Source organism: Bradyrhizobium sp. CCGUVB23, assembly GCF_024199885.1.
Classification (GTDB): Bacteria; Pseudomonadota; Alphaproteobacteria; order Rhizobiales; family Xanthobacteraceae; genus Bradyrhizobium.
Map to the genome: position 1 here is coordinate 1,961,530 of NZ_JANADQ010000001.1, position 18,130 is coordinate 1,979,659.

Genomic DNA, 18,130 nt, shown 5'->3' on the forward strand with positions numbered 1-18,130 from the left:
CCTTTTCGCCTGCTTCGAACCTCAATCAAGTCCTGGCTGATGACGTCGAGCCTCTGGCCGAAGATTGCTGTGCGCTCGTGTTGCGGCCGAAAAGGAATCGTTCATGACCGCGTCAAAGGCCCACGCTTGCAGCGAGGATGAGGCGTGCCAGCAATTCCTCGGTCAGTATTCCATTGAAATCATTCCTCGCGATACCCGCGCGGCTGAGATGGCGAGGCGCGTGCTTTCGCCCGGGACAGAGATATATCTTGCGAGTGTATCGGGAGAGCCACAAGAGACGGTGATCGCAAGAGCGCTAGAGCTCAGGACATCGGGCTTCGTTCCGGTGCCTCACGTGGTTGCGCGCAGATACGAGAGCCATAATCAGCTCGAGACCACACTGGCCCGACTGCAAGAGGCCGGCGTCGATCGGGCATTGTTGCTGGGGGGCGACGTTGCGCGGGTCGTCGGGCCGTTTCCTTCCAGTCGAGCGGTACTTGAGACGGGCTTGTTCGCTCGCTATGGTTTTGAACGCCTTGGTTTTGCCACCTATCCGCAGCCCCATCCGCACATCCCAACCGACGTGCTAGATGACGAACTCGGCCAAAAGGTTTCGTTGACAGTTCGGCAAGGGATGACGCCGTGGGTGGTGAGCCAGGTTTGTTTCGAGCCAGACGCCATAGCAGCACATATCAGACGTTTGCGGGCGCGAGGAATAGCAGACGACGTTCGCGTCGGATTGGCGGGACCTGCCACGCTGAAGAGCGTCATGCGTTTGGCTCACATGTGTGGCGTAACGAACTCTGCTCAAGCACTGCGCTCCCTAGGCCAGAAATTCGGCCGTCTGGTCGTCGGTTATGAGCCACAGGAGCTAATTGATCGTCTTTTGCACGACATGGAAACCAAAGCTGAGTTGCGATCGTTACGAGGGCACTTCTTCGGGTTCGGTGGACTTGAGCAGACGGCGACTTGGATCCGGGAATACAGATGTAAGGGGCGACGCCGTAGATATGCCGCAACGGCATTTCCGTGAAGCGGTAGAGCGATTGCGATGATAAATTCACGATCAGCGACAGCAACCTCGGTATTGGTCGTCATGTGGTTTGTCTCGTACCCGGCCGTCGTTGCACCTCTGACAATCGAGTGGGAACATGTTCGGCGGTTACCCGGATACTGAGCACCGGTGTGTGCGGCTTCGATCACGGCGGGCGAACATGTTTCGCTGCCTCCCTTACTGATCAGGGCAACCTCGGGGCTGGGCACTGACCGCGAGGTCATGAATCCGCGTCTTTCGCCAATGGCGATGCGATCTTGATGGGGAACATCTTTTCCTGCCCGCCGAATCCTAATCGGCAGAGAATGTGCAGACGGCAGTGCTCTTGCTTCATCGGCAGCCTTTGAGCAACGCCGGGAGCAAGGTCACTCCCGACGTTAGGCCAGCAGGTCCATCACCAAACCGACTACGGCACGCGTGTCACTGAACTGTCGCGTTCATTGTGATGACTGACTTTCCCGAACCCGAGGGGCCCTTTCCCGTAAAGCTGACGGCAAACGCATCGCCGCCCTTGTAACCTGCCTTGGGCGTGTAAGTGTATGTCGATACATTCAGCTTCTTTAGCGTCCCATGTGCGGGCTTTTGCGAGATGGTCGAAGCGGCAATCACTCCGTCCATTTTGAGCGGCAATAGACATGTGCCACCGGCCGAAACACTGAAGTAGCCGCTTGAATTCACACCCCAACTCGACTGGACGCCGGTGACCGGGCACTCTGAAGCGGCCTCTGCAGAGATCGGTATCAAGCCAAGAACGGCCACGGCGAAAATTGATCATACACGAAGATGCATTTCAGCCTCCATAATTTGAAGACGAACTCGGTAGCATCGCCGACCAGATCTTTTGTTGATGCACCTCAACGATGCTTCGCGCGTATTCACAGGACCGAAAGTCCGGTTAAGTCGAGATACGGCGAGTTATTGCAGAACGGCGACGCATTTCACCCTTAAGCAGGTTCAGGACGCCGGAAATCGTTGGTGTTGCCTTTGCCAGATCTCACGACGGTCCGTGAGCTTGGATTCAATGCCAGGCCGCAAGCTATCAGCAACCGATCCATTACCGTCAGATTGTGTCGGGCCTGGTTCAAAACGCGAGGTTGACGGCTTTGCGATTCTTGTGGAAACTAATGTCGTCATTAGAGTCACTGAACGCTGCTAGACGTGCAGGCGACACTGCACTTTGTCTCGCAACAGTTTTTATTCGAGTTGGGTTTTGATTTAGGAGCGGGCCGATGTTTGTTCGCATCACGACAGACCAAACGCCTCGCCCAAACTCACTCAAACACTTCCGCTTGGCGAGCGGCTCAAACGCGATCGTCAATCTAGGCGAATTCACGTACAAAAAAGGGAGAGAAATCTACGGTGAAAAGGAACCCGCCGAGTACGTCTATCTCGTCACACGAGGTGCGGTGCGGAGTTACAAGCTGCTCTCCGACGGTCGGCGTCAGATCGGTGCATTTCATCTGGTTGGCGATATTTTCGGGCTCGAGAACGGTGGAACGCACCGCTTTACAACTGAAGCTGTTGTTGAGACCACTCTTCGCCTGATGAAGCGACATAGCCTCGAGCTGGTGGCCGAGAAAGATACCCTCGTGTCGCGCGACCTACTTGGTCTGACGACCAGCAACCTACAGCACGCGGAAAACCACATGCTGCTACTGGGACGCAAAACGTCGCTTGAGAAGGTTGCTGCGTTTTTACTGGAAATGGACGAGCGTCTGACCGCCGCCGGCATAATCTCGCTGCCGATGTCCCGCCGCGATATCGCTGATTACCTTGGCTTGACGCTCGAAACGGTATCGCGCGCGGTGTCTCAGCTGCACAAGGCCGGCATTCTTGAGTTCATCGGCAATACTCAACGCGAAATCGCGATCCTGGACCGAGGATTGCTTGCGCGCATCGACTTGCACAACTAGCTACAATTGGAATTGGAGATTGGCATTGTGGCAGGAGAATTTTGCGTTTGCGCGTCCAGCGCGGACTTCAATTACGACAGTTGATCGCCGAGCCTGAGCTCGCCGAGCGGCTCCCAGCGACAGTTGAACAAATTCGATGAGCGCTGCGCTTTCAAGAAGCAATATCGCCGTGCACCGGTTGATCGGTGGCCGATCTAAAACGAGTGGATTCAAACTGGAATACCGCTAGCGAACTGGACGATGAATGAGGCGGGCCGCCGCGTCAGCTAAGGTGAGAGACGCAATGAACGAAGCTTACGACGGGTTACGCGCGCGGCGGGCGCATGAGCCAGCGGACGCAAAAAGCAGCTGCGCGCGTGGGGTTATCAGCTGCTTGCACGATTTCGTCCTCTCCTGATGCGTGCCCGTGTTTTTCACTGCGAGCAAGGATCGATGCGTCTACTGGGAAAATACAAAGGTCTGGTTATCTTCGCCCTATCAAAAAGAGTTTGTCTTGGACTCGCGCATTCGAAGATTGTCTGAGAGGATTTAGCCACTGGACAACGATGTCGGTTAATAGCTCTCGCGCTGCTCTCCGGGGGAATACATTTGCTGATCGCCATCAGTTTTGGCTGATTTGCAAGGCCTCCGGTGTCCTGAACTTCGCTCAAGGCGCGATACTGCTGTTAGCGGCGCTGGCCTTCGTCAGTCGAGTGGCGCGTGGAACGTCGTTTGCCGTCGCGCTGGCGACCACGCTGGTCGCGATGCTGCCGCTTAATCGGATGCCATGTTGCTTGAGCTCGGAGGAGGATCACATATGGTAACGACGCGCGAAGTGTCTGTCGATGACGCCCCAACGGTGACCCACATGGTTGCTGCGCTAGCCGCCGAACTTGGGGGCGGCCAGGTACAAGCCGGACCAGATACCCAGCTTGTAGCCGAACTCCTTGCTATGGAAGAGCGTATCTATGGGTTCCTAGCTTTCGCCGAGGATCGCCCGGTCGGCGTCATCATGTTGTCGGAAAGCGCGGCTCTTTTCGCGCGCGGAAGGTACGCCACGATCACCGAACTCTACGTGGTGCCGGACCAGCGATCGTCAGGGGTTGCGATGCGTCTCATTGAGGCTGCCGTAGGCCTGGGGAGGGTAAAGTCCTGGGGCCAACTTGAATTGGCGGCGCCCAAGCAGCAGATGTGGAGCCGCAACTCCAGCTTGGCATTGTACTTCAAGGCTGGCTTTGCAGAGATCGGCCCACGCCTGAAGTTGCCGCTGCAATGCCTCGCTAGCCCACGTCCGCAAGGTATTGCTAAGGGGCGATCGCGATTAGACTCTCGGCGGCAACGCGCACTGTCCCGCCCCGGCCCGGATTCAACGGCTGTAAGACTTGCATTGGAAGCCGCGGGGCATGCTCTCGGAGGAGCGGACACTCGTCCATGGCGCGGGCGGTGAGCCGATCAGGGCCGAGGCCGAACGTCTTGCTGAAGCGCGCGGCCCGCCACTCGAGGAACTTAAACGGCATTTGAGCCGGGGTACGCCTATCGACGGGCGGATTTGGCCCGTGGGTCGGGATCTGTCGACCGGCACCTTGAGGGAATCGGTTGAGAGCTGCACACTCAGGAAGCTTTCGGGTGGGATTTATGCGTATCCAAGGGAGACCGCGTTGGGTGGGACACCCGCGTCGGACGAGGATGTCCTAAAAGCCTTCCTAAAGGCGCGCGAATGGCGGCCGAGGATCGAGCGTCCCGGAATTGAAATTATCCGCTTTGGACCCAATGTGTTCGACAAGGGTATCGAACACCACACGATCGAGAATGTCCCTGTCCGCATCTATTCACCGGCAAAGACTATTGTCGATCTCTTCAGGAGCGTCCGATTCCAGCATGCGGCTTACGAGAGCACCGGTGGGTTCATGCAGGCGACACAGGCCATGAAAGAAGCCCTGCGACTGCACAAATCCACGCCGGCAGAGATCGCGCGGTTTGCCGTGGATCCAACTTGCGCTTTCTTGATTCTTAGTCATTAGCCATCGTTGCCGGGCCAACCTTAAGCCGCGAGGCGCGAACGCTACGTTGACTTCAAATGAAGGCGAAGGCGAGCAGGCTCGAGCAGAGCAGCGCGAGGCCCGTCGCGGTCAGCGCCAGTAGGCTAGCGGAAACAAGGTCATGGCTGTGTATCATACAGCCCTCGATTGTAGCAAAGGGGAAAGTGTCCGGTTGACTGCCTGAAACGTCAAAAATTATTCGAATTCGACGCAACAATCCTGCTATTTCCGGGCGTAAGTGCATTTTTCCGGCGCATCTGAGGATGGCTAGCCGACTTGCGGCGCGAGCAAAGAAATCGAATAACTAGGAGCTGTTCAACGAGCCACCGAGTCCTTTGTGCGCCAATATTATTTAGTCCCATTCAGCTCATGATGTTATGAGCTTCACAATTGCGATACAGCTTCCGGGATAACTTCGCCGAATGCGTAAGTTCCTGCTTCTCATTGTGGCATTTGCAATCATGTTGGTGGTAAAGGGCCGCCACCAAGATGCTTTCGCGCCGCACGCGACCGTGTCCATGCCGCCGGTCAACGTGCCATAGTCCTATCCTGCATGCCTCATCCTCAGCAAATGCGCGGCAGTTGCTCGCCCGATAGCCAGTCGACGATGCTGCCGCCGCCAAAACTGGTGATCATCTGCACGAAATGACGCATGTCGGCGATCGCCTCGCCGATGTCGGCGGCATCGCAGCCGAGCGGATGCGCCCGCATGGCAGCGAGCACGGCATTGGCGACATCGGGCGACACGATCGCAACCAGCTTGCCTTCATTGGCGACATGAAGCGGATCGAGTCCGAGGAGCTCGCAGGCCGCCGCCACGCCCGGTTTCACCGGGATTGCCTCTTCCTGCAAGCGGAAGCCGACGTCGGATTGCTGGGCGATCTCGTTCAGGGTCGCGGCAAGCCCGCCGCGCGTGGGGTCACGCATCAGGCGAATGCCGGGGGCTCCGGCCTGAACCATCTTCTGGACGAGATCGTGCAGCGCCGCCGAATCGGACGCGATCTCGGTTTCGAAGGCGAGGTTCCGCCGCTTGGACATGATGGCGATGCCATGATCGCCGAGCGTGCCCGAGATCAGAACGCGGTCTCCGACGCATGCGGTCTCCGCGGAGAGATTGAGCCCGTCGGGCACCACACCGATGCCGGCTGTCGAGATGAACAGGCCGTCGGCCTTGCCGCGCTCGACCACCTTGGTGTCGCCCGTGATGATGGGGACGCCGGCCAATCGCGCTGCTTCTCCCATGGAATCGGCGATTCTCTTGAGGTCGCGGAAGGGAAACCCCTCCTCGATGATGAAGCTCGCCGACAGGTAAAGCGGCCTCGCCCCGGCCATTGCGATGTCGTTGACCGTGCCGTGCACGGCCAACGAACCGATATTCCCGCCCGGAAAGAACAGTGGCGAGACGACGTAGCCATCGGTCGTCATCACCATGCGACCGGCGCCGACGTCGAAGGCCGACTGATCATTGCCGCGCGCCAGCCATTCATTGCCGAAGGCCTCGTGGAACAGCCCCGAAATCAGCTGCACCATCGCACGGCCGCCGGAGCCGTGAGACAGGTCGATGCAGCCATTCCTGATGTCGAGCTTGCGTTGATGGCCTGTCATGACGCTCCCCTCTGCTCTTGATCCCGGAAGCGGCGATAGGTCCAATGCGCGGCGCAGGCGCCTTCTGAGGAGACCATGCAGGACCCCACCGGCATTTCCGGCGTACAGACCGTGCCGAACAGCTTGCAGTCGACCGGCTTCTTCACCCCGCGCAGGATGGCCCCGCATTCGCAGGCGGGATTGTCGGCGACGCGAAGCTCGTTCATGTCGAAGCTGACTTCCGCGTCATATTTGGCGAACGCACGCTTCAGCTTCAGACCGCTATAGGGCACCTGACCCAGCCCGCGCCATTCGAACTGGTCGCGCAGCTCGAAAATGTCGGAAATCTCCTCCTTGGCACGCAGATTGCCGTCGCGGGTCACCGCGCGGCGATACTGGTTTTCCACTTCGTGGCGATGCTCGTTGACTTGCCCGACCAGCATCAGGATAGCATGCATCATGTCGAGTGGCTCGAAACCGGCGATCACGACCGGCTTGCCGAACTCCTCGGCGAAAAACCCGTAAGGCGCCGTGCCGATGATGGTCGAGACATGGCCCGGCCCGACGAAACCGTCGATCTCGACATGGCGGATATTGCCGATGTCGGGGCTCTCCAGAATGTTCTGCATCGCCGGCGGCGTCAGCACGTGGTTGCAGAACACGCTGAACTTCGAAAGCTGCTTTTTCTCGGCCAGACGGACCATGACGGCCGTCGGCGGCGCCGTGGTCTCAAAGCCGATGGCGAAGAACACGACCTCGCGGGCGGGGTTCTCCTCTGCGATCCGGATCGTATCGATGGTGGAATAGACCATGCGGATATCGGCACCGCCGGCCTTTGTTTTGAGCAGGGAAGCACCTTGCGAAGCCGGCACACGCATCAGGTCGCCATAGACGCACAGGATGACATCGGGCCGCTCGGCGAGCCGGATCGCCATATCGATTCGCCCGGCCGGCAGCACGCAGACCGGGCAGCCAGGGCCGTGGATCATCCGCACGTTGCTCGGCAGGATGTCCTCAAGGCCATAGCGCGAGATCGCGTGCGTATGGCCGCCGCAGAATTCCATGAAGCGATAGGATCTTTCCGGATCGGCCGCGGCGTGGATCGTCTTCGCCAGCCCCAGCGCAATCGCCTTGTCGCGAAATTCGTCGGCATATTTCATTGCGCGGCTCGCTGCCCTTCGATGCTGAGCTCGCGCAGGAGCTCGAGCGTGCGCCTCGCCTCCTGCGGATCGATCTTGGCCAGAGCGTAGCCGACGTGGATGATCACGTAGTCGCCGATGGCGATATCCTCGATCAGCGCTACGGATATCTCCTTGCTGACGCCATCGATGGAGACCACGGCCAAATTCTCAGTGAGAAGCTTCTTGACCTCAGCGGGTATTGCGAGACACATCAGGCGATTCCTTCTGAGCCTTGGTGGTCGAGGAGTAGCAGGGCCGCGATCCAGGCCTGCCCGAGGCTCAGGCCACCGTCGTTGGGTGGCACCTGGCGCGGAAGCAACGGCCTGAGACCGACGGCAAGGCAGCCGCGCTCGATCTCTTCAGCAAGGATGGCATTGAGGAAGCAGCCGCCACTTAAAGTCACGCGCGTGAGGCCTGTCTGCTGCGCCGCACGCGCGATCCAGTCAACGCAAGCGGCGACAAAGGTGCCATGGAAGAGTTCGGCTCCTTCGGTCGGATCGAGCGCATCGGCGCTAAGGCGATCGAGCAGCGGGTGCATTGACAGCACGCCGTCTTCGATGACCCACCCATCGTCTGCGACACGGCAGCCGCGCACGCGCGCCTCCAGCTTCAGCGCGGCCTCGCCCTCATAGCTCTGGACGGAAGAGAGACCAAGCAGTCCTGCCGCCGCATCGAACAGCCGGCCGGCGCTGGTCGTCACGGGCACGTCGGATTGGTCGAGCAACGCGCAGAGGCGCGCGGACTGCGGCCGGCTCGCGAACCGGCGCGGGATCGCCTCGCCGCGCCCCAGAGAATGCAGCACGCTCGCCGCCATTCGCCATGGCTCGCGCGCAGCGCGCTCTCCGCCCGGCATCTTGAGCGGCGCCAGATGTCCGATCCGCTGGAAGCGCGCTCCTTCACAGAGCAGCATTTCGCCGCCCCAATTGCCGCCATCGCTGCCATAGCCGAAGCCATCGAGCACGAGCGCGAGCGTAGATCCCTCGATACCGTACTCCGCCATGACCGAGGCAGCATGAGCATGATGATGCTGGACAGCGATCAGCCGCTGGCTGCTCGCCTCGGCGAAGCGGGTCGATGCCATGTTGGGATGCAGGTCATGCGCAATGACGACCGGCTCGACATCCAGTGTCGCGATCAGGTGCCGCACAGTTTCCTCGAAGAAGCGGATGCCTTCGGCGGTATCGAGATCGCCGATGTGCTGGGATACGAAGGCCTCGTTGCCACGCGTGACCGTGACTGTCGATTTCAAGGCACCGCCGACGGCGAGCACGGGCGGCAGCGACCGCGCAAGCCGGACCGGCTCGGGAACATAACCCCTCGCCCGACGAATGAACCGCATCCGTCCTGCCACGACCGACGCGACCGAATCGTCGACGCGCGTCACGATATCGCGATCATGGGTGACGATAAGATCCGCAATGGCGCCAAGGCGCTCCTCCGCCTCCCGATTGTCGATCAAAAGCGGCTCGCCGCCGGGATTGGCGCTGGTTGCGACGATCACCCAGTTTTTGTCCGTCCGCGGATGGTTCGAATTCAGTTCATGGAACATCAGGTGATGTAGCGGAGCAACCGGCAACATGACGCCGATGCGCAACAGCTCCGGTGCGATTGCGGATGCAAGCCGTTGGCGTGACATCATCAACACGATCGGCCGCGGCGAGGATTCCAGCAGGGCAAGTTCAGCCATGTTGGACACGGCGATCTCCGAAACCGCATCGACGGAGCCCACCATCACGGCAAAAGGCTTCTGGTCCCGCTGTTTCCGCCGGCGCAGGCGCTGCACGACACTATCGTCGCGCGCGTCGCAGACGAGTTGATAGCCGCCGAGCCCCTTGATCGCGACGATCTTGCCCGCAGCGATCGCAGCGGCGATCTCCCCGGCACTATGGCTGAGCCTCGGGCCACATTGCGGACAGGCGATCGCCTCGGCATGGAATCGCCGGCTTGTGGGGTCGGCATAGTCGCTCGCGCACGCCGCGCACATGGCGAAGCGCTTCATCGCCGTGGCGGAGCGATCATAGGGCAGCTGCTCGGCGATGGTATAGCGCGGACCGCAATGGGTGCAATTGACGAAGGGATAAAGATGGAAGCGGCTGCTCGGATCGAACAGCTCGCTCAGGCACTGCGGACAGATCGCGGCGTCCGCGACGATCCGCGTCGACACCTTGCCCTGCTCGCTGGCGCGAATGCAGAATTCGTCGCTCAAGACGGCAGCGATGCTCTGGATGGAAATCTCGTCAATCCGCGCGAGCGGCGGCTTTTCAAGCGGCAGTGCAGCGACGAAATCAGACATGCGCTCGCCCTCGACTTCGATCACAACGCCGTGCGGATCGTTAGCGACGAAGCCGCCGAGGCGATAACGCGCGGCGAGGCCGTAGACATAGGGTCGGAAGCCGACGCCCTGCACGGCGCCGCGCACATGCAGGCGTAGCCGCTGTCCGTTCTGAGCCGTGGTCTCACCGCGCATGATCATCCCGCGGTGGCCGTATCGACCGGCTTCATCTTCTCCGATTGCTTGCGGATCCAGGCATAGAATGCCGCGAATCCTTCACCAGTGCGCGCCGACACCGTCAGCACCTCGATCTGGGGGTTAACCCGCCGCGCGAATTCGATAGTCCTGGCGAGATCGAAACTGAGCACGGGGAGAAGATCGATCTTGTTGATCAGCATCAGGGACGAGGCAGCGAACATGTCGGGATATTTGAGCGGCTTGTCTTCGCCCTCGGCGGTTGAGAACACCATGATCTTGCAGGCTTCGCCGAGATCGAACCCCGCAGGACAGACGAGATTGCCGACATTCTCGATAAAAAGAACGCCGCCGTTCAGGTGAGGCAGCCGGTCGTAGGCCGCGCCCACCATCGCGGCATCGAGATGGCAGCCCTTGCCGGTGTTGACCTGGATGGCCGGCACGCCGGTCGCGCGGATCCGCTCGGCGTCGTTGGAGGTCTGCTGGTCGCCCTCGATCACGCCGATCGGAAAGCTGTCTTTCAGTTCAACGACGGCGCGAACCAACAGCGAGGTCTTGCCTGCGCCGGGGCTCGAGACCAGGTTGAACGCGAGCACACCGTCAGCACGGAAGCGTGCGCGGTTGTCGCCGGCGAGCCTTTCGTTCTTGCCGAGGATGTCGCGTTCGACCTGGATGATACGATCGCGGCTCACGCCGGCAATCCGGCGGCCAGCCGGATTCGCACCGCAATCGAGCAATCCGACGTCGCCATGCTCATCAACATGGGTCCCACCATGATGATGGTGACCGTGGCCGGGTCCATGAGGGTGATGATGGTGTCCACCATGATCATGATGATAATCATGTGCATGCTCGACGACCCATTTTCTGTCACTGCAGCCGCAAACCGTACACATCAGTCGACCTCCAGTTCCTTGACGCGCATTTCTTCCCCGCCGGTCACCTGCAATTGGTGACTGCCGCAGGACGGGCATGGCCCATAACGGTGCCTGATCTCGATGCTCGTCGAGCAGGCCACGCACCAGGCTATTGCGGGCGTCTCGACGATCTCGAGCCTCGCGCCTCGGGCGATGGTCCGCGCGGCGACCGCCTCGAAGCAGAACGTCATCGCCTCCGGCGCAGCATGACTGAGCGCTCCGATCTCGAGGAATACCACCTTCACCCTGGAGAACGAGTGCTTGCGCGCTTCCTCCTCGACGATCCCGATGATCCCTTCGCATAGCGCCATTTCATGCATGATCGATCTCGCGGAAGCTGAGTGTGAAGCCGACGCATGGATCGAACGAGCTGACGAGGTTGCGCACCGCGTCCTGTCCCTGCCGTCCGTCGGCCGGCAGGGAGCCTCGCAGCCTGCGGACCAGCGGTCCGCGCACATGGAAATTCCATTCTGTCGGGGCCAGGAATTCGAAACGGACGATGCAATCGTCGTCATCGAGCGCAATGGCATGGTAAAGCCGGCCGCGCGCGCATTCGACAGCGGCCGCACCTTTGCCGGCACCGAGGCGATAGCTCTCGATGATGCCATTTTCCAGCACTTGCGTCCTGCCTTCAAGCCAGGCGCAAAGCCGGGCTATCTCAGTGATCCGCGCGTTCAGGCGCTCGGCAGGGCCGGCGTCCCGCGGAACAATCGACTCACGTCCGATCCGGCGCGCCCAGACGCCGGTCTCTGGAATGCGGCCGTTAAGATCGGGCGCATCGGAAAAGGCCGGGCCGTCCGCAACCATCCGCATGACGACATCAAGATCGTCGGCCGCTGACAAGAATGACTGCTCGACCACCGAAAGCGACAGCGCGTTGCCATTGAGGCTCGCAAGATGCGTGGCCAGTGCGCTACCCGGCGCGGGCGCCAGCTCCTCGCCTGAGATGCCTAGCGCGTTGAGCGACGTCCTGATTTGCGACACGGCCCCGCCCCGTGACGGCCCCTCGCCGCCGCTGAGCACGGTCGTGGCGAGCATCGCTGCACGAGCCACGGCGGCACTCCGGCCGTCCAGCGTGCGCCAACCTACGAACAGCCCCCGCAACAGCTCGGTCAGACGCTCGGCGATCACGGCCGTGACGCGGCGCTGCAATGTCTCGGCAGAGGATGCTTTGCCGTGCGCAGCCTCGACCGCCGACAGGAATGCCGCCTGATGGGCTGCCGAGCACGGCGAAAATAGGCGCGGCAGGACAGACAGCAACGACGCGACCGGCTTTCCCGCAAACAGGCGCGTCAAAGGCGGTCGGCTGCGCGGCAGGATTGCAACGTCCGCGATGGTGCGGCCAGCGCGCCAGACCGTGATGTCGATCTCGTTGCGGGAGGCCGGGCTCATGCATGCCGCTCCGTCACAATGCCATGCAGAAAGTCACACCGATCGGTCGTGCTTGTCGCGGGCTCTTGCCAGTGGACCGCCTCCGCCGCGTTAGCCGGCAGCATCAGGGCCCGGAACGCGGCCTCTGCCGTCGCCAGCACCCAAATCATGTCTGCGAAATCGAACATCATAGAGAACAGTGAGTAAGTTGCGATCCGGCCAAGCGCCTCGACTTCGCTGAGCGCGAACTCGATATTCCGCTCGGGAAGGTTCAACGGCAGCCGGGGCTCGAACGCCTTCTGCACGAGGTCGTCCGCCTGACTCACCACGGTCATGAACCAGGGCGTCACCATGATGGCGACGATGGTGCCGTTGAAAAGGCGGAAACCGACCGCCGCATCGGCAGATCGCACACCGCGCGATCGCCGATCTTGCGATAAGCGCCGGCCGACCGTTCGCCCCACACAACGGCATTGGCCGCGCTGAGCTGGGTATGCGCCTTGCCCATCACCATTCCATCGCCAGGAAGCTGGATCGCGAGGCGTCGCAATTCGGACGGTGCCAGTCCTTCGGCAACGCCGCGATCCGCGTGCTAGGCGCGAACTGCGCCTCGCCGTCGGCGGGATCATAGACCGGATACCGCATTCCAGCCGCGTGCCGTCGGTAACATGCTGGCGCACGTCAAAAAGCTCGAAACCCTTCATTTGAAATAGGCCTCGATGATTTCGCGCAACCGCTCGGCGGAATCCTCGAAATCCTCGTCGGCCGCGAGCGCGGCCTTTGGCACGCCGCCGACTTCGAGCGTGTCGAGGATGATGGTGTCCATCGCATTGAAAAACTGCACCGACCAGACATTGCGGATTCCGGTCGCAAACATGCGACATGTGCCGTAGCCGCGCGAGACGAGTTGGATCGGTCCGTTCCGGATCGTCTCATGGAGGAAGCTCATGTCGACCGGACTCATCGGCAGCAGCGTAAAATTGATGATCTGCGAGAGGATGCCCGGGCGCCAGGCCAGCGCACGCTCTCGGATTTCAGCAAGCACCGGCAGCACGTTCATGGAGCCCTCCGGCACCTGCCCGATCTCGAAATCTACTGTCGTGAAATCGGTGGCCGCGCGCTTCACGATTTCCGGGATGGCCCCGACCTCGAGATACTCGGATGCCTCATCCGTCTCGAGCCGCACGCGCCAGATCCCGGCCAGCACCGATTCCTGGATTTGCGCGAGCGATCCACCCGGCAGCGCGATGAGGCCGGCCACTTCGCCTTCGCCGAGCACATCGGCAATCAGCTTGCGTTCGAGATCGTCGAGATTGCCGAGCCTGAACAGTCGCGTCGAGGCGGCGACCTCTTTGCTGGCGATAGTGATGGCGAGGTTCGACAATAGCTCGACCGCCCTCGGGCACTTCCTGGCCAGTTCCACACTGTCGAGCGACGCAAGCCTCGCCAAAGCGCCCGCTGCGGTCAGGATGCCGCCAGCTGCGTCCAAGGTCTGCTCGCGGTAGACTGGCTGCTCCGCGTCTTCAGCCTCTGACCAGAAGCCCGCCTTCATAGTCCGACACCCTGTGATTTATGGTACGAGACAGCGGCTCCTACGACTGCGGCCGCCCCTCGGGGTAGTCGGCCGATCGGCTTGGAGATACGGTCGACATAGATCGACCAAGCCTTAATTGTTCTTGCGATAAGCCCGAGTGTTTGCGCCTTGGCGAGCCACATCACCATCGGCTGTACTCGCATAAAGAGACCTGAGCGAGGTCACTCTCGGCCTTGCGTGCGATCACCGCGCCACGCAGCCGCCCAACACACTCATTGATCAGCTCAGGCGGAACGACGGCAGCGTCAGTCGCCTCCGCAAGTCTTTCGGGATCGCCCGCCAATAACAACACGGTCACCGCTCCTGCCTCATCGGACGCGGCTGGAGAGCGATCAAGGCAAGTAAAATCGACCTCGGACCGGCCGCGTCGCCGCACATCAGGCGTTCCTGCTGCATAAGCCATCCGGTTCTGACCATGTCAGATATTTTCCCATGCGGAAAAGGCCGCTGCTGAGACCGGATCACAGTCATCTCTTTGGACCAGAGGCTCGTCTTCCAGCTTCGCAGCAGTTTTCCTGAGCCCGGCACTTGTCGTATCGTTCGTGTTGGAGTGCCGAAGATGGCCATTGGCCAGGTCGAGCCGGAGATGCTCGGGCAGTATCGGCTCGCGGTCGATCAGGTCGGAGAAGAAGCGATCGCAAGCGTCGCCATTGAGCGCTGCGCCGATGCCTTCAATCGCATCGGCAATCAGTCGCGCTTCTTGATCCTCTAGACGCCGAACCGCCGTATCGCCATGGACCAGCACCTTGGCATGGACAGGCGGACTGGAGAGCAAAAGTACCGAGACACGCCGCCGTACGCCGCGAAACTCGCAAAGCGCCGAGATTCCGTCCGTTTCGATAATCGTCATGGGCAAACCAAGACACATCTGCGATGTCTCCGACAGCTCGCTGACCGTTCAGGTCCACGCTCTCATCTCGTAGTGCAGGTGATCGATGCCGTTGGCGAGCAACCACTCGGATTCCTGCAATGGTGCAATGCGTGCCGTTACCTTCACGCCCCATTCAGCTAGGATTGAGCTGGCAAGTTCAACCGCAGGATCGATCTGATTGCGCACCGCCTGTGTCAGGGACCCGCCCCAGTCCTCGAGGTCGAGTGGCTGACAACCGACCAGCACGAGGTGTTTTGGGCAATGTCCGAGCAGATCAGTTGCACTGATAACCTCCTGAAAACTGGTATGATGCAGGCTCATCTTCCTAACGCCGGTGAAGCGCGGCACGTCCTCGTCACGCACGACCTTCAACTGTCCAGGCTCCAGGCCATAATCGACCGCGTCGAATACGATCAGGCAGTCAGCTTCCCGAAGATAGTTTACAAGTTGGAGCCCCTGTGTACCCCCGTCCAGGATGGTGACGTTATCGGGTACGGCGTAGCGGCGATGGAATTCTTCCACCGCTCGCACCCCAAACCCTTCGTCTGCCCAAAGAATGTTGCCGATACCGAGCACCAGGATGCGCGTTGGCTGTAAACATGTCGGCACCGGCCTGCTCGCCGAGTCTCGGTACTGACGTACACCGGAGATCATCGAGGAGATGATGCTCTGGCGCGACATGATATCTTCGCGAATGACGGCATAGACGTGCAGTATAAAGAATATGATCAGCATCCACATGCCCAAATGGTGCCAAGTGCGCACGTCCTGGCTGTTCGACCAGATCGCAAACACCCAGCCGAACAGCTTGTGCTGCCAGCTGTCGTTCCCGGTGCCTTCCGAATAGAGGGCCAACCCCGTGACAATCATGAAGGCCACGCCCAACGTGAAGCACGTGAACATCGCGGCCTGCGCCAGCGGATTATGGCCGAGATACATCTTCGGCTTGGGCTCTAGGAAGGCATAACGGCGGATCTCGTGCAAGACATCCTTCCAGAACTGCCTACGATGCACCGGAATGTAGAATATCTGCCGGGAATGGTAGTTGCCGGCGAAGGCCCATAGGATGCGGGTGAGAAAGGAGACCGCGAGCACCTGCCCTGCCGCAAAATGGGCAAAGCGGATATAGCCCATCACGAAGCTGTCGGACGCTTCGCTCGCGAACGACGGCAGCGGCGTTCCGATCAGATAGCCGGTAACCACCAACACGAAAATCGAAAACGCACTCACCCAGTGGCAGATTCGCACCGGCGCTTCGTAGATATACACGGGCCGCGCGATGGCGTGCTCGCCGGCGGCATCGGTCGCGTCCGCAGCAAGGTCCGGCTCAGTTTCCGCCGGGGGCGCAACTGCACTCATCATGGCGTTCCTTCCTCCTTACCTGACCTTAACCGTCGCCATTTCCTGGCCGTCTGGAGACATCACATGCGTCGAACAGGCCAGGCACGGATCGAAGGAGTGGATGGTGCGCAGAATCTCCAGCGGCTGTTGCAAATCCGCCATGGGCGTATCCATCAACGAGGCTTCAAAGGCGCCGATATTGCCCTTGGGATCCCGCGGCGAGCCGTTCCAGGTGGTGGGCACCACGCACTGGTAGTTGTCGATTTTAGCTTCTTTGATCCTGATCCAGTGCGCGAGCGCGCCGCGCGGTGCCTCGGTGAAGCCGTAGCCGTTAGCTTCCTGCGGCCAGCTATCCGGCCTCCATTTGTCGATATTCGCGGTCGAGGAGTCACCGGCTTTGATGCGCGCGACCAGCTTGTCTTGGAAGTAGCGCATCTGGTGCGCCGCCCATTGGCATTCCAGCCCCCGCGCCGCGGTACGGCCGAGTGTGGAGAACAGCGCGATGAGGGGCAGGCCGAGCGTCTTGAGCAGCTTTTCTGTCGGCTCCTTGAACTCGGGCTTGTTCTGCGCATAGCCGATGATGTAACGGGCGAGTGGCCCAACCTCCACCGCATTGCCGCGCCAGCGCGGCGCCTTGATCCAGGAATACTTACCACCCTCGTCGAGCTCCTTGATGTCGGTCTTGGTGCCCTTCGCGTTGGGACCGAGCACATAGTTCGGCTCGGTGACGCCTTCCCAGGGATGCAGGCCCTTGGACTCATCGGCATATTTGTACCAGGAGTGGGTGACGAACTCCTGGATCTGCTCGGGGTCCGCATGATCGATTGGCAGCACTTCATTGAGATTGCCGTTAATGATCACGCCGCGCGGCAGCTTCAAATTGCCGGCCGAATAGTCGTTAGCCGTCTCCGGGATGTCGCCATAGGCCATCACGCTCTTGCCCGAGAGGCCGCCGCCATAGAGCCAGTCCTTGTAGAACGAGCCAATCGTAACGATGTCGGGCAGATAGACCTTTTCGGTGAACTCGATGCAGCGGTTGATGATGGAGGAGACGAGGTTGAGCCGCTCCATGTTGACGGCACCGACCGCGCCGGTGCCGTCGACGTTGATTGCGCAGGGCACACCGCCGACCAGCCAGTTTGGATGCGGGTTCTTGCCGCCATAGATGGCGTGGATCTTGACGATATCCTTCTGAAAATCGAGCGCTTCCAAATAATGCGCGACCACCATCAGGTTCGCTTCGGAAGGCAGTTTGTAGGCGGCATGGCCCCAATAGCCGTTCTTGAACGGTCCGAGCTGGCCGGATGCGACGAACTTCGTCAGCCTGATCTGGAGCTCCTTGAAATAGCCGGGCGAGGACGACGGCCAGGACGAGACCGACTGCGCCAGCGCCGATGTCGCTTTCGGATCGGCCTTGAGTGCCGAGATCACGTCGACCCAGTCGAGCGCATGCAGGTGATAGAAGTGCACGAGATGGTCATGCACCAGAAGGCACAGCTGCATCATGTTGCGGATCGAGTTGGCGTTCTCCGGAATGGTGATACCGAGCGCGTTCTCGACACCGCGCACTGAAGTGAGCGCATGCGTTCCGGTACAGACGCCGCAGATCCGCTCGGTGAAGGCCCAGGCGTCGCGCGGATCGCGGCCCTTCAAGATGGTCTCTATACCGCGCCACATCGTGCCGGTGGAGACTGCATTGCGGATCACGTTGTCGGAGTCGACATTGACCTCGACCCGCATGTGACCTTCGATCCGGGTCAGCGGATCAACAACGATGCGTCTGCCGGAATCGTCGAGCTTGAATCCATTGGGTGTCCGGATGCCCATCGCTTGCGGTCCC

18 protein-coding genes and 3 pseudogenes are annotated in these 18,130 nt (G+C 60.6%); 5 read left to right on the forward strand and 16 right to left on the reverse strand.

Annotated features, from left to right (window positions below; translation table 11 throughout):
• The first annotated feature begins 103 nt into the window (after nucleotides 1-103).
• Nucleotides 104-1,012 carry a hypothetical protein gene (locus tag NLN62_RS09090; RefSeq protein ID WP_254108470.1) on the forward strand — a complete coding sequence of 303 codons (909 nt, stop codon included), beginning with the start codon at nucleotides 104-106 and terminating at the stop codon, nucleotides 1,010-1,012.
• Nucleotides 1,013-1,453: 441 nt separating this feature from the next.
• On the opposite strand, the gene NLN62_RS09095 is transcribed toward NLN62_RS09090, so the two are convergent.
• The gene (locus NLN62_RS09095) at nucleotides 1,454-1,792 is read right to left on the reverse strand and encodes a hypothetical protein (protein WP_254108471.1); all 339 of its coding nucleotides are present in this window, start codon (nucleotides 1,790-1,792) and stop codon (nucleotides 1,454-1,456) included.
• 470 nt (nucleotides 1,793-2,262) lie between these two features.
• Between NLN62_RS09095 and NLN62_RS09100 the strand changes: the two genes are divergently transcribed.
• The 4 genes and pseudogenes from NLN62_RS09100 to NLN62_RS09115 all read left to right on the forward strand — a co-directional run bounded on the left by NLN62_RS09100 (nucleotide 2,263) and on the right by NLN62_RS09115 (nucleotide 4,946).
• Nucleotides 2,263-2,946, forward strand: a complete 684-nt coding sequence (locus tag NLN62_RS09100) for a helix-turn-helix domain-containing protein (protein ID WP_254108472.1) — start codon at nucleotides 2,263-2,265, stop codon at nucleotides 2,944-2,946.
• 555 nt (nucleotides 2,947-3,501) lie between these two features.
• Nucleotides 3,502-3,695: pseudogene (locus tag NLN62_RS09105) on the forward strand (branched-chain amino acid ABC transporter permease); the annotation flags it as partial.
• Nucleotides 3,696-3,877: 182 nt separating this feature from the next.
• Nucleotides 3,878-4,372, forward strand: a complete 495-nt coding sequence (locus tag NLN62_RS09110; RefSeq protein WP_256576083.1) for a GNAT family N-acetyltransferase — start codon at nucleotides 3,878-3,880, stop codon at nucleotides 4,370-4,372.
• Nucleotides 4,329-4,946: a hypothetical protein gene (locus NLN62_RS09115; RefSeq protein WP_254113879.1), complete on the forward strand. Its 618-nt coding sequence runs from the start codon at nucleotides 4,329-4,331 to the stop codon at nucleotides 4,944-4,946. The genes NLN62_RS09110 and NLN62_RS09115 overlap by 44 nt, the downstream gene beginning before the upstream one ends.
• 582 nt (nucleotides 4,947-5,528) lie before the next feature.
• On the opposite strand, the gene hypE is transcribed toward NLN62_RS09115, so the two are convergent.
• The 15 genes and pseudogenes from hypE to NLN62_RS09190 all read right to left on the reverse strand — a co-directional run bounded on the left by hypE (nucleotide 5,529) and on the right by NLN62_RS09190 (nucleotide 18,117).
• Nucleotides 5,529-6,569 (reverse strand): hydrogenase expression/formation protein HypE, encoded by a 1,041-nt coding sequence (gene hypE, locus NLN62_RS09120; protein ID WP_254108473.1) that lies wholly within the window; start codon nucleotides 6,567-6,569, stop codon nucleotides 5,529-5,531.
• Entirely contained in the window at nucleotides 6,566-7,708 is a 1,143-nt protein-coding gene (gene hypD / locus NLN62_RS09125; protein ID WP_254108474.1) for a hydrogenase formation protein HypD, read from the reverse strand. Before hypD ends, hypE begins: the two co-directional genes overlap by 4 nt.
• The gene (locus tag NLN62_RS09130; RefSeq protein WP_254108475.1) at nucleotides 7,705-7,941 is read right to left on the reverse strand and encodes a HypC/HybG/HupF family hydrogenase formation chaperone; all 237 of its coding nucleotides are present in this window, start codon (nucleotides 7,939-7,941) and stop codon (nucleotides 7,705-7,707) included. Before NLN62_RS09130 ends, hypD begins: the two co-directional genes overlap by 4 nt.
• Nucleotides 7,941-10,202 (reverse strand): carbamoyltransferase HypF, encoded by a 2,262-nt coding sequence (hypF, locus tag NLN62_RS09135; protein WP_254108476.1) that lies wholly within the window; start codon nucleotides 10,200-10,202, stop codon nucleotides 7,941-7,943. Before hypF ends, NLN62_RS09130 begins: the two co-directional genes overlap by 1 nt.
• Nucleotides 10,199-11,092 carry a hydrogenase nickel incorporation protein HypB gene (gene hypB, locus NLN62_RS09140; protein WP_254108477.1) on the reverse strand — a complete coding sequence of 298 codons (894 nt, stop codon included), beginning with the start codon at nucleotides 11,090-11,092 and terminating at the stop codon, nucleotides 10,199-10,201. Before hypB ends, hypF begins: the two co-directional genes overlap by 4 nt.
• Nucleotides 11,092-11,433 (reverse strand): hydrogenase maturation nickel metallochaperone HypA, encoded by a 342-nt coding sequence (hypA, locus tag NLN62_RS09145; protein WP_254108478.1) that lies wholly within the window; start codon nucleotides 11,431-11,433, stop codon nucleotides 11,092-11,094. The genes hypB and hypA overlap by 1 nt, the downstream gene beginning before the upstream one ends.
• Nucleotides 11,426-12,505 carry a hypothetical protein gene (locus NLN62_RS09150; RefSeq protein WP_254108480.1) on the reverse strand — a complete coding sequence of 360 codons (1,080 nt, stop codon included), beginning with the start codon at nucleotides 12,503-12,505 and terminating at the stop codon, nucleotides 11,426-11,428. Before NLN62_RS09150 ends, hypA begins: the two co-directional genes overlap by 8 nt.
• The gene (gene hybE / locus NLN62_RS09155) at nucleotides 12,502-12,897 is read right to left on the reverse strand and encodes a [NiFe]-hydrogenase assembly chaperone HybE (protein WP_254108482.1); all 396 of its coding nucleotides are present in this window, start codon (nucleotides 12,895-12,897) and stop codon (nucleotides 12,502-12,504) included. The genes NLN62_RS09150 and hybE overlap by 4 nt, the downstream gene beginning before the upstream one ends.
• 94 nt (nucleotides 12,898-12,991) lie before the next feature.
• Nucleotides 12,992-13,129 (reverse strand): rubredoxin, encoded by a 138-nt coding sequence (locus NLN62_RS09160; protein WP_371932939.1) that lies wholly within the window; start codon nucleotides 13,127-13,129, stop codon nucleotides 12,992-12,994.
• A 55-nt stretch (nucleotides 13,130-13,184) separates the two neighbouring features.
• A complete protein-coding gene (locus NLN62_RS09165; protein ID WP_254108483.1) occupies nucleotides 13,185-14,036 on the reverse strand; it encodes a hydrogenase expression/formation protein in 852 nt (283 codons plus the stop codon).
• A 163-nt stretch (nucleotides 14,037-14,199) separates the two neighbouring features.
• Nucleotides 14,200-14,481, reverse strand: coding sequence for a hypothetical protein (locus NLN62_RS09170; protein WP_254108484.1), 282 nt, complete (start codon nucleotides 14,479-14,481; stop codon nucleotides 14,200-14,202).
• A gap of 177 nt (nucleotides 14,482-14,658) precedes the next feature.
• Nucleotides 14,659-14,946, reverse strand: a pseudogene (locus NLN62_RS09175) (HypC/HybG/HupF family hydrogenase formation chaperone); the annotation flags it as partial.
• 30 nt (nucleotides 14,947-14,976) lie between these two features.
• Complete coding sequence (locus tag NLN62_RS09180; protein WP_254113400.1) at nucleotides 14,977-15,558, reverse strand: HyaD/HybD family hydrogenase maturation endopeptidase; 582 nt, start codon at nucleotides 15,556-15,558, stop codon at nucleotides 14,977-14,979.
• A 15-nt stretch (nucleotides 15,559-15,573) separates the two neighbouring features.
• A pseudogene (cybH, locus tag NLN62_RS09185) lies at nucleotides 15,574-16,311 on the reverse strand (Ni/Fe-hydrogenase, b-type cytochrome subunit); the annotation flags it as partial.
• 15 nt (nucleotides 16,312-16,326) lie between these two features.
• Nucleotides 16,327-18,117, reverse strand: coding sequence for a nickel-dependent hydrogenase large subunit (locus NLN62_RS09190; protein WP_254108485.1), 1,791 nt, complete (start codon nucleotides 18,115-18,117; stop codon nucleotides 16,327-16,329).
• Nucleotides 18,118-18,130: the final 13 nt, after the last annotated feature.

What these genes read in the sequence shown, in the direction of transcription:
- NLN62_RS09115 (WP_254113879.1), top strand. Translation starts at nt 4,329, where the DNA reads ATGCTCTCGGAGGAGCGGACACTCGTCCATGGCGCGGGCGGTGAGCCG.
- hypF (WP_254108476.1), bottom strand. Translation starts at nt 10,202, where the DNA reads ATGATCATGCGCGGTGAGACCACGGCTCAGAACGGACAGCGGCTACGC.
- hypE (WP_254108473.1), bottom strand. Translation starts at nt 6,569, where the DNA reads ATGACAGGCCATCAACGCAAGCTCGACATCAGGAATGGCTGCATCGAC.
- NLN62_RS09150 (WP_254108480.1), bottom strand. Translation starts at nt 12,505, where the DNA reads ATGAGCCCGGCCTCCCGCAACGAGATCGACATCACGGTCTGGCGCGCT.
- NLN62_RS09110 (WP_256576083.1), top strand. Translation starts at nt 3,878, where the DNA reads ATGGAAGAGCGTATCTATGGGTTCCTAGCTTTCGCCGAGGATCGCCCG.
- NLN62_RS09160 (WP_371932939.1), bottom strand. Translation starts at nt 13,129, where the DNA reads ATGCGGTATCCGGTCTATGATCCCGCCGACGGCGAGGCGCAGTTCGCG.
- NLN62_RS09100 (WP_254108472.1), top strand. Translation starts at nt 2,263, where the DNA reads ATGTTTGTTCGCATCACGACAGACCAAACGCCTCGCCCAAACTCACTC.
- NLN62_RS09130 (WP_254108475.1), bottom strand. Translation starts at nt 7,941, where the DNA reads ATGTGTCTCGCAATACCCGCTGAGGTCAAGAAGCTTCTCACTGAGAAT.
- hypA (WP_254108478.1), bottom strand. Translation starts at nt 11,433, where the DNA reads ATGCATGAAATGGCGCTATGCGAAGGGATCATCGGGATCGTCGAGGAG.
- hypD (WP_254108474.1), bottom strand. Translation starts at nt 7,708, where the DNA reads ATGAAATATGCCGACGAATTTCGCGACAAGGCGATTGCGCTGGGGCTG.
- NLN62_RS09190 (WP_254108485.1), bottom strand. Translation starts at nt 18,117, where the DNA reads ATGGGCATCCGGACACCCAATGGATTCAAGCTCGACGATTCCGGCAGA.
- NLN62_RS09165 (WP_254108483.1), bottom strand. Translation starts at nt 14,036, where the DNA reads ATGAAGGCGGGCTTCTGGTCAGAGGCTGAAGACGCGGAGCAGCCAGTC.
- NLN62_RS09170 (WP_254108484.1), bottom strand. Translation starts at nt 14,481, where the DNA reads ATGGCTTATGCAGCAGGAACGCCTGATGTGCGGCGACGCGGCCGGTCC.
- NLN62_RS09090 (WP_254108470.1), top strand. Translation starts at nt 104, where the DNA reads ATGACCGCGTCAAAGGCCCACGCTTGCAGCGAGGATGAGGCGTGCCAG.
- hypB (WP_254108477.1), bottom strand. Translation starts at nt 11,092, where the DNA reads ATGTGTACGGTTTGCGGCTGCAGTGACAGAAAATGGGTCGTCGAGCAT.